At 70.1% G+C, this 12,370-nt stretch carries 10 protein-coding genes and 3 pseudogenes; 5 read left to right on the forward strand and 8 right to left on the reverse strand.

What is annotated here, in order from left to right:
• Positions 1 to 398: 398 nt before the first annotated feature.
• Positions 399 to 635 (forward strand): hypothetical protein, encoded by a 237-nt coding sequence (locus ACFYU0_RS17985; protein ID WP_389302144.1) that lies wholly within the window; start codon positions 399 to 401, stop codon positions 633 to 635.
• Between the two features lie 109 nt (positions 636 to 744).
• Here the strand turns inward: ACFYU0_RS17985 and ACFYU0_RS17990 are convergent, their stop codons facing one another.
• Positions 745 to 1,341 (reverse strand): TetR/AcrR family transcriptional regulator, encoded by a 597-nt coding sequence (locus ACFYU0_RS17990; RefSeq protein ID WP_389302146.1) that lies wholly within the window; start codon positions 1,339 to 1,341, stop codon positions 745 to 747.
• A 135-nt stretch (positions 1,342 to 1,476) separates the two neighbouring features.
• Here ACFYU0_RS17990 and ACFYU0_RS17995 point away from each other — a divergent pair, with 135 nt between their 5' ends.
• Entirely contained in the window at positions 1,477 to 2,343 is an 867-nt protein-coding gene (locus ACFYU0_RS17995; protein ID WP_389302149.1) for a class I SAM-dependent methyltransferase, read from the forward strand.
• 119 nt (positions 2,344 to 2,462) lie between these two features.
• Here ACFYU0_RS17995 and ACFYU0_RS18000 read toward each other — a convergent pair whose 3' ends face one another.
• The 3 genes and pseudogenes from ACFYU0_RS18000 to ACFYU0_RS18010 all read right to left on the reverse strand — a co-directional run.
• Positions 2,463 to 3,131: a DUF305 domain-containing protein gene (locus tag ACFYU0_RS18000; protein WP_389302151.1), complete on the reverse strand. Its 669-nt coding sequence runs from the start codon at positions 3,129 to 3,131 to the stop codon at positions 2,463 to 2,465.
• A gap of 105 nt (positions 3,132 to 3,236) precedes the next feature.
• Positions 3,237 to 3,659: a DUF6153 family protein gene (locus ACFYU0_RS18005; protein WP_389302154.1), complete on the reverse strand. Its 423-nt coding sequence runs from the start codon at positions 3,657 to 3,659 to the stop codon at positions 3,237 to 3,239.
• A gap of 94 nt (positions 3,660 to 3,753) precedes the next feature.
• Positions 3,754 to 3,999: pseudogene (locus ACFYU0_RS18010) on the reverse strand (DUF302 domain-containing protein); the annotation flags it as partial.
• A 761-nt stretch (positions 4,000 to 4,760) separates the two neighbouring features.
• Between ACFYU0_RS18010 and ACFYU0_RS18015 the strand changes: the two are divergent.
• Positions 4,761 to 4,919 (forward strand): annotated as a pseudogene (locus tag ACFYU0_RS18015) (Sua5 family C-terminal domain-containing protein); the annotation flags it as partial.
• Positions 4,920 to 5,262: 343 nt separating this feature from the next.
• Here ACFYU0_RS18015 and ACFYU0_RS18020 read toward each other — a convergent pair.
• The 4 genes and pseudogenes from ACFYU0_RS18020 to ACFYU0_RS18035 all read right to left on the reverse strand — a co-directional run.
• Positions 5,263 to 5,379 (reverse strand): annotated as a pseudogene (locus ACFYU0_RS18020) (carbonic anhydrase); the annotation flags it as partial.
• Between the two features lie 126 nt (positions 5,380 to 5,505).
• Positions 5,506 to 6,777 (reverse strand): hypothetical protein, encoded by a 1,272-nt coding sequence (locus tag ACFYU0_RS18025; protein WP_355073578.1) that lies wholly within the window; start codon positions 6,775 to 6,777, stop codon positions 5,506 to 5,508.
• Positions 6,778 to 6,815: 38 nt separating this feature from the next.
• A complete protein-coding gene (locus tag ACFYU0_RS18030) occupies positions 6,816 to 8,084 on the reverse strand; it encodes a sensor histidine kinase (RefSeq protein ID WP_389302157.1) in 1,269 nt (422 codons plus the stop codon).
• Entirely contained in the window at positions 8,075 to 8,728 is a 654-nt protein-coding gene (locus tag ACFYU0_RS18035; protein ID WP_389302160.1) for a response regulator transcription factor, read from the reverse strand. The genes ACFYU0_RS18030 and ACFYU0_RS18035 overlap by 10 nt, the downstream gene beginning before the upstream one ends.
• 261 nt (positions 8,729 to 8,989) lie before the next feature.
• Between ACFYU0_RS18035 and efeU the strand changes: the two genes are divergently transcribed.
• On the forward strand, positions 8,990 to 11,020 hold the full coding sequence (efeU, locus tag ACFYU0_RS18040) for an iron uptake transporter permease EfeU (RefSeq protein WP_389302163.1): 2,031 nt from the start codon (positions 8,990 to 8,992) through the stop codon (positions 11,018 to 11,020).
• Between the two features lie 56 nt (positions 11,021 to 11,076).
• Complete coding sequence (gene efeB, locus ACFYU0_RS18045) at positions 11,077 to 12,360, forward strand: iron uptake transporter deferrochelatase/peroxidase subunit (RefSeq protein WP_389302779.1); 1,284 nt, start codon at positions 11,077 to 11,079, stop codon at positions 12,358 to 12,360.
• Positions 12,361 to 12,370: the final 10 nt, after the last annotated feature.

Genomic DNA, 12,370 nt, shown 5'->3' on the forward strand with positions numbered 1-12,370 from the left:
CCCGAGGCCCGTGTCCACATGGACCAGGCCGCCAAGACCGCGTGCCACGATCGGCCGTGCATCATGCCAGTCCCGCTGGAGAACTCGTGCCGCCCGGCAGGTACGTCAGCCACCTCATCACTGTCTTGCCGAAAGTAGCGCAGTTCGGCATCGACGCCGAGGGAGGGAACGACGAGCCGGGCGCTGCACGGGGTGTCCTCCTCCTGTGCCGTGAATCATGTTCATTCCACACATGAAGCCGTAGGTACCGGGCCGCTCGGGCGTGAACACCACCGCGGTACGGGCGAATGGAGGCACTGCTGATCGCCGCCGGCCTCGACCTGGTCACCGGTGCGCTGGGGCACTGCCCGCTGTACGTCAAACTCGGCTACACACCCAAGTCCATGCGGAGGTGAATGATGAGCAGCCACCAGCGACACCACCCCGCACCGCAGCCGTCCTGCCCTGGCGAGCACCAGGAGGGGCACGGCGGTCACAGATGGATGATGATCGCCTGCTGCGTCCCGATGATCATCGTCGCGGTCGTACTGGTCGCCACCAGCATCGTCAGCATCGGCTGGCTGTTCGCCGCGTTCGCCTGTCTGGCCATGATGGCACTGATGATGCGGGGCATGAGCGACGACGGGCACCGCTGACCCGTGACGACGTTGCCCGGCTGTGACCGAGTTAACGAGGTCCGTTGAGACCGTCGCCGCCGACTACAGCCTGCTGAACCGCAGGGCACGAGATGCTCGGTCCGGTCGTCTACGACCTGCTCGAGCTGTCGACGAACGCCGTCACCAGCCGCGTCATCATGGGCCGTGGGTCAGGCGTGCCCGGCCAGCTCGTCATCAGGAGGTGGTGGGCGGTGCCGACGACCGCGAGCGCCACCGTGCACGGATCGACGTTCTCCGGCACCCGGCCGAGTTCCTGCTCGGCCTTCAGGTAGCCGGTGATGGCCTCCTGGATCGCCGTGAAGCCGGGGGCCCCGCCTTCCAGTGCCTCGCGGATGCGCAGCGCGGCAGCGGGGCGCGTCATGGCCAGGCCCGAGATGGCGGGACCGCCGGAGTCGAACAGTGCGAGGGCGACGGCCTCGAGGTTCCGTGCCACCGTGCCCTGGCCGGCGAGCCCCGGGAGTTCCTGCGCCTTCGCCGCCGTCCGCGCGAACCGGTCGAGGCAGAGCTCGGCCACGAACTCGTCCAGTCCCGCGAAGTGTGCGTGCAGCAGTCCCTTGGCGCAGCCCGCCTCGGTGGTGATCGACCGGCTGGTGAGCGCGCCGGGCCCGTCCCTCTCCACGACACGCTCGGCGGCCGCGAACAGCCGTTCCCGGACGTCAGGCGTCGCCACTCCGCGCGGTGACATGGGCTCCTTCTTCCGTTCCGCCTCCGTGCGCCCTGGGGCGCATCCACCGGATCGTAGCGGGGATTGCCAGTTTGGGCAGTCGCCCATACTGTTTGGGCGTACGCCCATTCTCTGTCTTCCACCGCAGGAGGCCCCGTGCCGGACATCGTCAACACCGAGCAGGCACAAGCGTGGAACGGCTCCGAAGGAGTCCACTGGGCCCGCAACCAGGACCGCTGGAATGCCGTGAACGAGGGCTTCGACGAGCCGCTCCTCGACGCCGCCGGAATCACCTGGGACCACCGGACCCTCGACCTCGGTTGCGGCTCCGGGCAGACCACCCGCCGCGCCGCGCTCCGGGCGCCCCGAGGGCGCGCGCTGGGTCTCGACCTGTCCGGCCCGATGCTGGCCGAGGCCCGGGCGCGAGCGGCTCGGGAGGGCGTCGCCAACGTCTCCTTCACACAGGGCGACGCGCAGGCGTACCCCTTCGAGGCGGGCGGGTTCGACGCGGCGATCAGCCGCTACGGAGTGATGTTCTTCGCCGACCCCGTGGCGGCTTTCGGCAACGTCGCCAGGGCACTGCGGCCCGGCGGGCGTCTGGCGTTCGTCTGCCCTGCCGATGCCCCGCTCAACGAGTGGGTGGCGGCGCTCACGTCACTGCGCGATCTCCTGCCCGTCGGCGACTTCGGACAGCCCGGGCTGCCCGGCATGTTCTCGCTCGCCGCCACGGACCGCATCCGCGACGTCCTCACCCGGGCGGGACTCACCGACATCACGATCAAGCAGGTGGAGGCGTACGGGGTCTGGGGACGCGGGGCCGAGGGCGCTGCACAGTTCCTGCTGGGGACCGGACCCGGCCGCCATCTGCTGGACCAGGCCGACCAGACCGCGCAGGCTCGTGTCCGCCGCACCCTGACGGACCATCTGCGCGACCACGAGGCGGCGGACGGCACGGTCCGGCTGCGCAGCACGTCGTGGCTGGTCACGGCGGAGCGCCCGGCCGATCCGTCGGACGGGCGCTGACACTCGCCCTGTCGGTGCGGCACGCGGCCGACGCCGGACCGGATCGCCGCCGCACTGCTGCCCGCGGGACTCGGGGCGGCCGTTCGACGGCTGCCCCGAGTCCCGGCCGGCTGAGGGATCTACTGCTTGCTGAGCATCTTGTTCATCTCGGTGATCTCGGCCGACTGCGAGGTGACGATCGACTTGGCCATCGTCTTGGCGGGAGCGTAGGCGCCCTTGGCCTGTTCGGTCTTCGCCATCTCGATCGCACCCTGGTGGTGGCTGGTCATCATCTGCAGGAACGCCTTGTCGAAGGCGTCACCGGACAGGCCCTTCAGCTTGCCCATGTCCTCGTCCGACATCATGCCTGGCATCGAGGAGGCGGAGTGGTCCATGCCCGGCATGCTGTCCATGCCGGACTTGCCGACGCCCGGGACCTTCTCGCCCCACGCCTTCAGCCAGCCAGACATGGTGTTGATCTCCGGGTCCTGCGCCTGCTTGATCTTCGCGGCCAGGTCCTTCACCTGCGGGGACTTCGCCCGCGAGGCAGCCAGGTCGGCCATGGCCACGGCCTGCCGGTGGTGCGGGATCATCCCCTGGGCGAACGACACGTCCTGCGGGTCGTGGCCGCCCGCGGAGGCGGTGCCCGAGGGGTGCATGGCCCCCATGTCGTGGCCCGAGTGCCCTGGCGCCGGGGACGCGGAGGAGGAGGAGTCGCTGCTGCTGCCGCAGGCGGCCAGCACGGTCGCGGCGGTGGCGGCGGTCGCCAGCGATGCGGCACGGCGGACGAGGGAACGGCGAGATGCCATGTGTGGTTCAGCTCCTTGAAGTGCCCGCGCCCAGGCGCGGGAGAAAGCGGATGCAGGCAGGCCGGAGCACACCGCCCTCGTCGGGAGGGTGGCGTGCGGACGCCTCTAGATCCGCAGGAGCTGCAACTCGGACAGATCAGGCGGGGCGCGCCCGTCGACCGTGCCGGCGGCCGGGCCGCTGCGGGCGGTCGCCGCTCGTTCGACGCCTGCCGTCGGAGCGGGTGTCAGAGCGGGCGGGAGGTAGGAAGTGGACGTACCGCCCGCCGCACAGGTGCCTCCGGCGTGGTCCATGACCATGCCACCGTCGTCCGCGTCCGAGAGGTGCCGGCAGTCTCCATCCACCTCATGCGCGAGCGTCGCGTAATGGCCTCGTGACCCCACCGACATCATCGCGTCATGCTGGCCCGAAGCCGGCATACCGGAAGGTGCCAGGGCATGCATCCCCAGCACTCCCGCCACTAGGGCCATGACCAGCCACGTCCAGCGCACACCTCTCACCCCGGCGCTGGGGCGAGAGCTGGACATCATGAAGTCATCGTATGAGGGTCGATCGACCCGCAGCTGACGAACCCTCCGCCGAGTGGCTCATCCCACATCGTCGTCCCCCTTCCGCAAGGGTCCCCGTGAGCGAGGCGAGTGCGGCGTCGAGGCGGCGGGTGGCCTCATCGACGACTGGCCGGAGCGCGTCGAATCCGCTCAGGGCCACCATCGTCTGCGGGTCGAGGGCCTGTACGACGGTGTGGTCGCCGTCGGCGCGGACGACCACGTTGCACGGCAGCAGCAGGCCGATGGTGCGGTCTGCCTCCAGAGCCTGATGGGCGAGTGGCGGGTTGCAGGCGCCGAGAATGACGTAGTCCTCCATGTCCTGGGCGACGGCCGGGGCCATGCTGATCCTCGCCGGCGGCGGCAGTGCGTTCGCCATGATGCGCCGTCGCGGTAGCTGGAAGGCTTGACCTCAACGGGTTGCCGGAGTGGGTGCCCTCCCGGTCACCTTGGACCGGGAAGCGCCGCTGGGTGTGGAGCCGCTTATGGGCCGGAAGCTGTATGGCGCCGTGAACCCGTCGGCACCCTGGCGCACCCCGTAACGGTGCTTGCCGTGACTGATGACCAGGCCAAGGACTGTAAGGCGCATGAGCGGGTGCGATCGCAAATCAGGCATCCGAGAGAGTCACAGACACACGGACCGCACGAGTCGCCGACCGCATCATGCGCGCCAGCGCGTTCGATCTCACGGTGAAGCCGCACCGAAGTGCTCCGGTGCGGCTTCACCGTCTCACGGACTCGCGCAGAGGGCCCGGAGTACCGGCAGGTCGGCCGGGTCGTCAGAGCGAGCGGGACCACCGAGCATCGTCACCGAGGAACTGGCCGCATAGATCATCTCCACACGGCGAGGGGATTGACAGACCCCCGCAGCTCCAGGGAGCGGCAGGGGCAGGGCACTCTCTCGCCCCTGAGACCCGGCGCCGAACGACTCGGTAGGGACGTTCTTGGCCCAGACCGCGACCGGCGAGGGCGGGAAAAGTTGACCACCACGCCTTCAGCGCAGGAGCGGCCCGGTAGTGAGGGGAAGCACTGCGCCTCCCGCCAGGCCGAGGACAAGGGAGATCACGCCGGCGGTGTAGGTCCGGTTCGCTGGCCGCCTGTGCGCGCGGGCTGTACGAGTTCCTGCGAGAACTCGACCAGCAAGGGTGCGATCTCGTCATCGCGCCCTTGCCGGTGGAGGAGAGGCTGGGACTGGCGGTCACCAAGCGGCTCCGCCGCGCCGCTGGACCCCGGCCCATCGCGTGAACAACACAGACAGCACGCTCTTACTGCTCAGCGGGCACGGGGGCCGGGCGGATTCGTGGGTGATTCGACTGAGCACCCAGTGGTCTGGCAGGCCGGACACAGCTCGTGCCGCCCCTCGTCGGTGACAACCGTTCCCCATCCCCGGCACACGTCACAGCCCGCGGCCCGCGCCGGGTCGGCGCGAGGGACGGCGCTGGGCGCGCGGTCGCCTCCGTGAGCCATGACTGCCTTCCACGGGTGATCATGCGACGAACCCGATGGGTTCCTCATCCACGTATACGGGAGTTCTCCGACCACGGCAAACTCCCGCTGAGCAGCCACGGCGCGGCTCCGTCGGGGGCCGTCAGGACGCGGCGGGGACCGCCGCGTCGAGGCCGCGGGAAGCGATGAGCTGTGCACTGCCGTCAGCCAGGCGGTAGCACAGGCCCACCACGGCGGCCTGGTCGGCGGCGACCTTCTCGCGAGGCTACGGCCGCATTGCGGTGTCCGAGGCTTTCCGGCGTGCGCCGAGGAAACGCGGTTCTCTGCGCTGCCTCGGCACTCTGAGCCTGCCCGGCCGGGTGGGCCGGCCGCGCGTTGTGCGGTCTCACCCCATGTCCGTCAGGAGGGTGGTCAGCTCCTTCTCCTGCTGCGCGGGCGACATCGGCGGGTTCGAGTGGTCGATGCCGAACGTCTTGAGCATTTTGTCCATCTGGGCGTCGATGGAGGTCCAGCCGGTGTTGTCCAGCGGCTGCAGCGATGCCTGGTCGGCGTCCCACAGGTCACGCAGCTTCTGGGCGGCCGCGTGGGCCCCGGTCTCGTTCCCCGAGCGTGCGTCCTTGAGCGAGGTCGAGGCGAGGGTCTTCAGCGCGGCGACCTTGGCGGGCGGGAACTTCTTCACCGCCTGGCCGGGAGCCATCTGGACGGCGGAGGTGTTGTCCTCCTCCGGCGCCGGGCCGACGTGCGGCTGGCCGTGGGCCCAGACCAGCAGCCCCGTGGTGGCGACGGCGAGCAGTCCGAAGCCGGCCAGCGCGACGCGCTCCTTGCGGGGGTCGCCGGTGGTGTGTGCGACGTGGGCGGCCTCGTGGGTCTCGGTCACATCGGAGCGCGTCACCGTCAGGTAGACCACGGTCGCCAGGATCAGGCCGAGGAAGATCAGGCTGGTGGTGAAGGTGCCCAGGTCGAGACCGGTCGGCTCGCCCGGCTGAGCGACCTTCGGGGAGGCGAGCCAGTCGCCGATGTTCGCGCCCAGCGGGCGGGTCAGGATGTAGGCGAGCCAGAAAGACAGCACCGGGTTAGCGCCGAACTTCCACAGCAGCGTGATCGCCGCGATGAGGCCGAGCGGCAGCAACACGGAGACGCCCGGGCTCCAGCCGGTCAGTTCCAGGGTCCAGTCGCCGGTCGCGGTGCCGAGCGCGAAGGTGACGAGAACGGCGAGCCAGTAGAACGACTCACGCGGCAGCGTGGTGACCGAGTGGATCGACAACGTGCGCTCCCGCGCCCACCAGACGCCGAAGACCGCCGCGAGCAGCACCGAGAAGACCGCGGAACTGATCCACAGCGGCACGTTGAGCTGGTCGGTCAGGATGTCGGTGTACAGGGTGCCCGTGACGCTGACAACGACGACGGTCAGCCAGTAGGGGAACGGAACGTACCGCTTAAGCCGCAGCTGGACGGCCAGGACCACCACGAACACCGCGGTGAAGATCCAGGCGGTGTTCACCAGGCCGACGCCCAGCTTCATGTTGATCCAGTCGGCGAAGCTCTCACCGACGGTCGTGCACAAGATTTTGATCACCCAGAACCAGATGGTGACCTCGGGAACCTTGTTGAGCATGAGACGCCCACTGCGCGCGGGTGCTTCCGTTGTCGTTGTCATGCAGGGAGGTTGACGCGGGGAATCTGCACATAACCTGACTACGCGGCTGCACGGGCGGCCGGGAGTGTCATCTCGACGTGACCACGGCCGTCCGCGATCGCGCGGACCTCCACACCGGCCGAGGCGGCGATGCGCCTCACCACCGGCAGCCCCAGCCCGTACCCGTCGCCGCCGGTCACCCCCGCTTCGAAGACCCGGTCGACGTCCGCGGGATCGAATCCGGGGCCGTCGTCCAGGACATCGACCACGATGGCCTCTCCCTGGTGGCGCGCGGTGATCCACACCCGGGACTTCGCATGCCGCAGGCCGTTGTCCAGCAGGGGTGCCAGCAGCGACACGGCGACGTCGGCCGCCACGGCGACCTCGACCTTCGCGGGGAAGGCGACCTCGACCGCACGGCCGGCGATCGCCTGCCGTGCGGCGGAGCGCAGGTCGCACCGGGTCCCCTTGTCCGTCCGTGCGCGGGCGGCGTGCAGAAGCGTCGTGATCGCCGTATCAAGGCGGTCGACCTCGCTCAGCACCGCCTCCGCCGGCACCGGCTCCCCGGACAGCTGCGCCAACTGCGCCTCGGCCCGCAGGACCGTGAGCGGTGTCCGCAGCTCGTGGGCGATCTCGTCGGTGAGCCGGCGCTCGTCCGCCAGCGCGTTGTCGACGCGCTCCAGGAGGTGGTCCAGGGTCCGCCCCAATTCCCCGAACTCGTCGCGGGGGACGCCGAGGTCGAAGCGGCGCCCGGGCTCGTGCCGGCCCCAGTCGTCGGCGAGGGCGGCCATCTCGTGCACGACCCGCAGCGCGCGGCGCACCACGAGGTGTGCGACACCGCCGGCGAGCAGGATCGTGAGGCCGCCCAGTATCAGGGACAAGGTCAGGCTGCGCTGCTCGGACGTCTCGTAGGGCGTGAGGTCCACCCGGGCGATCACCATGATGTGGTGGCCGTCCATCGGGACCTCCCGCGCGTACAGGAGGTGATCGCCGGCCGACGCGGTCTGCGAGCGCCCCGAGTCCGCGAGCTCCTCGACTCGATCGACCAGGCTCGGCGGGACGTTTCCGTCGATCAGGCGGCCGTCGGCATACACCCAGGCGACCTCGTCGAGCGCCTCGCTGCCGTTCTCCGCCAGTACGACACGGCCGCCTTTGGCTGTGACGTTCGCCGCCACCGCCTCGGCGCGCGTACGCGCCAGGTCGTGGGCGTCGGCGTCCGTCACCCGGCTCAGCAGCACGTGCGAGACCACGACCAGGATCGCGACCACGGCGGTGGCGATCAGCACGGTGAGCGCGACGACCCGCTTACGGAATCCCGTCACTGCCATCGGTAGCCCACGCCACGGACGGTCGCCAGACGCTCGGCCACACCCAGCGAACCGAGCTTCGCCCGCAGCCGGCGCACATAGGAATCGAGGGTGTTGTCGCTGACCTGCGCCCCGTGCGGCCAGCCGGCGGCGATGAGGGCGTGGCGGCGTACCGCGTCGCCCTGCGAGGCGATCAGGCGGCCCAGCAGCCGGAACTCGGTCGGGGTCAGGCTCATGCTCACCGCATCGTAGGTCACCACGTGCTTCGCCGGATCGAGGACGACCTCGCGCGGTGCGGGCGCCACGGTGGCCCGGCGCAGCAGCGCCCGGACACGGAGCAGCAGTTCCGGAATGTCGAAGGGTTTGGTCACGTAGTCGTCGGCGCCGGCCTCGAAGCCGCCCACCTTGTGCTGCAGGCCGTCCAGGGCGGTGAGCATCAACACCGGTGCGTCGACGCCGCGAGCACGCAGGGCCAGGCAGACGTCTCGGCCGTCGGCGTCCGGGAGCCCGAGATCCAGGACGACCAGGTGGGGCGCCGGTTCGAGCTGCCGCAGCAGGCTGTCGGCCGTGTCGGCGACGGAGACGGTGTGCCCGTCGTGCTCCAGGGCGCGCTTGAGGACCCCGCGGACCGCCGCGTCGTCTTCGCACACCATGATGAAAGCCACGCGCTGACCCTAGATACTCCCGTCCCAGTTCTCCATCTTCCCTGGTCAGCCGCTGAGGGTGGGGAGCGGGCCACTGTTTGTGGCCTCATGCGCGGGGCGACCGCATAGAACCGTATGGCCACACAGCTCCCGGGTTTTACCCCTGCATTACTGCCCTATGACCATTTGACTACAGGTCTGTAGTCATGATGGTCCAGCCTTGGTTAGGGTTGCCTACGCTAATGGGTGCTGCCCGTACGGAGGCCGCCCGGGGAGGGTCGCATGTGGGATGACGCGTTTCCGAGTTTCCTGATCGGGCTGCGGGAGGGGCTCGAAGCGGGACTCATCGTCTCCATACTCGTCGCGACCCTTGTGCGGGCGGATGCCCGCTCCCGGCTGCCGCAGGTATGGACGGGCGTACTCGCGGCGATCACGCTCGCCATGAGTTTCGGCGCGGTCCTCACCTTCACCGCGGCCTCCCTGTCGGCGACCGCGCAGGAAGCATTCGGCGGCACTCTCAGCGTGATCGCGGTCGCGTTCGTCACCGCCATGGTGTTCTGGATGCGCCGCTCGGCCCGCAGTCTGTCCGGTGAGATAAAGGAGAAGGTCACCGGAGCCCTGGCCATGGGCTCGGGTGTGCTGATCCTCACCTCCTTCCTCGCCGTGGGCCGGGAGGGTCTGGAGACCGCGCTGTTCCTGTGGACCACGGCCCAGGCAGCCGGCGAGTCCTCCGGCCCTCTGACCGGTGCCGCCATCGGGCTGATCCTTTCGGCCGCCCTGTGCTGGGGCTTGTACCGGCGGGTCCTGAAGATCAACCTGACGAAGTTCTTCACCGCCACCGGCGCGGTCCTGATCGTGATCGCGGCCGGCGTTCTCGGTTACGGGCTGCGCGACCTGCAAGAGGGTGGAGTGCTGCCCGGCAAAGCGGCGTACGCCGTCGACCTGAGCGGCAGTATCGACGCCGGCTCCTGGTACAGCACGCTGGTGCAGGGCGTGTTCAACCTGACGCCGGCCATGACCTGGCTGCAGGTCTTCGGTTACGCCGGCTATCTCGCCGTGGTCATGACGCTGTTCGTGCGCGGCCTGCGCGCCACGGCGCCGAAGCCTGCCTCCGGCAAGGCGGCACCGGCCCCGAACGCCCCGACGCCCGCGCGGCGCCGCCCTGCCTGGGTGGTTCCCGTCGCCGTCGTCACCGTCCCCGCGCTCCTCGCCGGCCTCGCCGTCGCCTTCGGCCGTCCCAAGCCTGCCGCCGCCCAGACCGTCGCCGTCTCGGAGAAGGACTGCGGCGAGGGTTTCACCGCGCCGAGGCCCGGCCGGCAGACCTTCCAGATGCACAACACCGGCGACAAGACTGCCGAGGTGTACCTCATCGACCCGGCCACGAACGCCGTCTACGGCGAGATCGAGGGCCTGGCACCCGGCACCACCCGCGCCCTGGTCGCCACTGTCGCCGGCGGCGCATACGCCTGGCGGTGCGTACCCAGCGGCGGCACCGCGGTCACCTCCGAGGCCGTCCGCGTCACCGGTGGCGGAGCTGCGAAGGCGGTCGTCCCGGTCTCGGAACACGACCTCTCCGGCCCGCTCGCGCAGTACCGGACGTACGTTGACGAGGGCCTGGCCGCTCTCGTGCCCCAGACCCGCACCCTGGCCGACGACATCAGGCACAACCACCTCGGCAAGGCCCGCACCGACTGGCTCACCGCGCACCGCACCTATGCCTCCCTCGGCGCCGCCTACGGCACCTTCGAGGACTTCGACCAGAAGATCGACGGAAGGGCCGACGGACTGCCGGACGGCGTGCACGACAAGGATTTCACCGGCTTCCACCGCATCGAGTACGGTCTGTGGCACGGCGAGCCCGCCACCTCGCTCACCACGCCGGCCCAGCGACTGGCCGCCGACGCCGCGGGCCTGCGGAAAGCCTTCCCGCACCAGGACTTCCACCCGTCCGACCTGCCGCTGCGCGCCCACGAGGTCCTCGAGAACACACTGCAGTTCGAGTTGACCGGCGGCACGGACGAGGGCAGCGGCACCAACCTCGCCACCGCCGACGCCAACCTCGCCGGCACCCGCGAGCTGCTCACCGTCCTCAGGCCGCTGCTCACCAGCCGCTCTCCGCACCTACTGCCGACCGTCGACGCAGACGTCGCACGACTGCAGAAGCTCCTGGACTCCGCCCACCATGGCAGCCACTGGACCCCCGTCGGACAGCTCGGCGTCACCGCCCGCGCCCGCGTCAACGGGGCCACCGGCCAGCTGCTGGAGGACCTCTCCCCCGTCCCGGACCTGCTGGAGATCCGGAAGTCCGCCTGATGACCACCGCACACCACCGCATCGACGACCTCGCACGCACCGAAGGGAACGCCCCCATGCCGTCCGCCGAAACCCCCGCCCCGCAGGGTGGCTGCCCGGCCGGCGCCGACCGCCGCTCCTTCGTGAAGACGGCCCTCGGCGCCGGAGCGGCCGGCGCGGTTCTGGCCGGCGGCGGGCTCGCGCTCGCCGAGAGCGGCGGTGGCACCGCACAGGCGGCCGCGCAGACGGAGAACGCCGCCGAAGTGCCCTTCCACGGCCTCCACCAGGCCGGCATCATCACCCCGGCACCGGCCGCCGCCACCTTCGTCTCCTTCACCGTCATCGCCGACGACCGCGCGCAGTTGGTGGAGTTGCTGAAGACGCTCACCAGCCGGGCCCGCTTCCTGACCTCCGGCGGCATCCCCGCCGATCTCGGCGTCGGCGCCCCGCCCTCCGACAACGGCATCCTCGGCCCGACCGTCCCCGCCGACGGTCTCACCATCACCGTCGGCGTCGGCGCGTCCCTCTTCGACGACCGCTACGGCCTCGCCACGGCCAAGCCCCGCCGCCTGACTCCCATGCGGACCTTCCCCAACGACAACCTCAAGCCCGCCGAGTGCCACGGCGACCTGTCCCTGCAGATCTGCGCCAACCGTCAGGACACCGTCCTGCACGCCTTGCGCGACATCGCCCGGCACACCCGTGGGGCCATGCAGATCAAGTGGCGCATCGACGGCTTCCAGAACACGCCCCGCCCCAGCGGCGCCCAGCGCAACCTGCTCGGCTTCAAGGACGGCATCGCCAACCCGGACGTGACTTCGTCCCGAGAAAGCAAACGCCTCATATGGGTCGGGAGCGGCGCCGGCGAGCCCGCATGGGCCAGGGGCGGCAGCTACCAGGTCATACGGATCATCCGCATGCTCGTCGAGTTCTGGGACCGGGTCTCCCTCACCGAGCAGGAGAAGATGTTCGGCCGCCGCAAGGACACCGGCGCCCCGCTCGACGGCGTCAAGGAGACCGATGTCCCCAACTACGCCAGGGATCCGCACGGCAACGCGATCCCCCTCGACGCCCACATCCGCCTCGCCAACCCACGCACCGCCGCCACGGACGACTCCCGCATCCTGCGCCGCGGCTACAACTACGACCGCGGGATCGACGATGTCGGCAACCTCGACATGGGCCTGGTCTTCTGCTGCTACCAGCAGGACGTCAAGCGCCAGTTCGAGGCCACCCAGACCCGGCTGATCGACGAACCCCTCGTCGACTACATCTCGCCCACCGGCGGCGGCTACTTCTTCGCCCTGCCCGGAGTCCGCGACTCCAAGGACTGGTTCGGCCGCGGGATGCTCACGAGCTGACACGGATTCC

This window comes from Streptomyces sp. NPDC003720, from assembly GCF_042875075.1.
Taxonomy (GTDB): Bacteria; Actinomycetota; Actinomycetes; order Streptomycetales; family Streptomycetaceae; genus Streptomyces.

Excerpts from the sequence above, each read along its gene's own strand:
- ACFYU0_RS17990 (WP_389302146.1), bottom strand. The coding sequence starts at position 1,341 with ATGTCACCGCGCGGAGTGGCGACGCCTGACGTCCGGGAACGGCTGTTC.
- ACFYU0_RS17985 (WP_389302144.1), top strand. The coding sequence starts at position 399 with ATGAGCAGCCACCAGCGACACCACCCCGCACCGCAGCCGTCCTGCCCT.
- efeB (WP_389302779.1), top strand. The coding sequence starts at position 11,077 with ATGCCGTCCGCCGAAACCCCCGCCCCGCAGGGTGGCTGCCCGGCCGGC.
- efeU (WP_389302163.1), top strand. The coding sequence starts at position 8,990 with ATGTGGGATGACGCGTTTCCGAGTTTCCTGATCGGGCTGCGGGAGGGG.
- ACFYU0_RS18000 (WP_389302151.1), bottom strand. The coding sequence starts at position 3,131 with ATGGCATCTCGCCGTTCCCTCGTCCGCCGTGCCGCATCGCTGGCGACC.
- ACFYU0_RS18030 (WP_389302157.1), bottom strand. The coding sequence starts at position 8,084 with ATGGCAGTGACGGGATTCCGTAAGCGGGTCGTCGCGCTCACCGTGCTG.
- ACFYU0_RS18005 (WP_389302154.1), bottom strand. The coding sequence starts at position 3,659 with ATGATGTCCAGCTCTCGCCCCAGCGCCGGGGTGAGAGGTGTGCGCTGG.
- ACFYU0_RS18025 (WP_355073578.1), bottom strand. The coding sequence starts at position 6,777 with ATGACAACGACAACGGAAGCACCCGCGCGCAGTGGGCGTCTCATGCTC.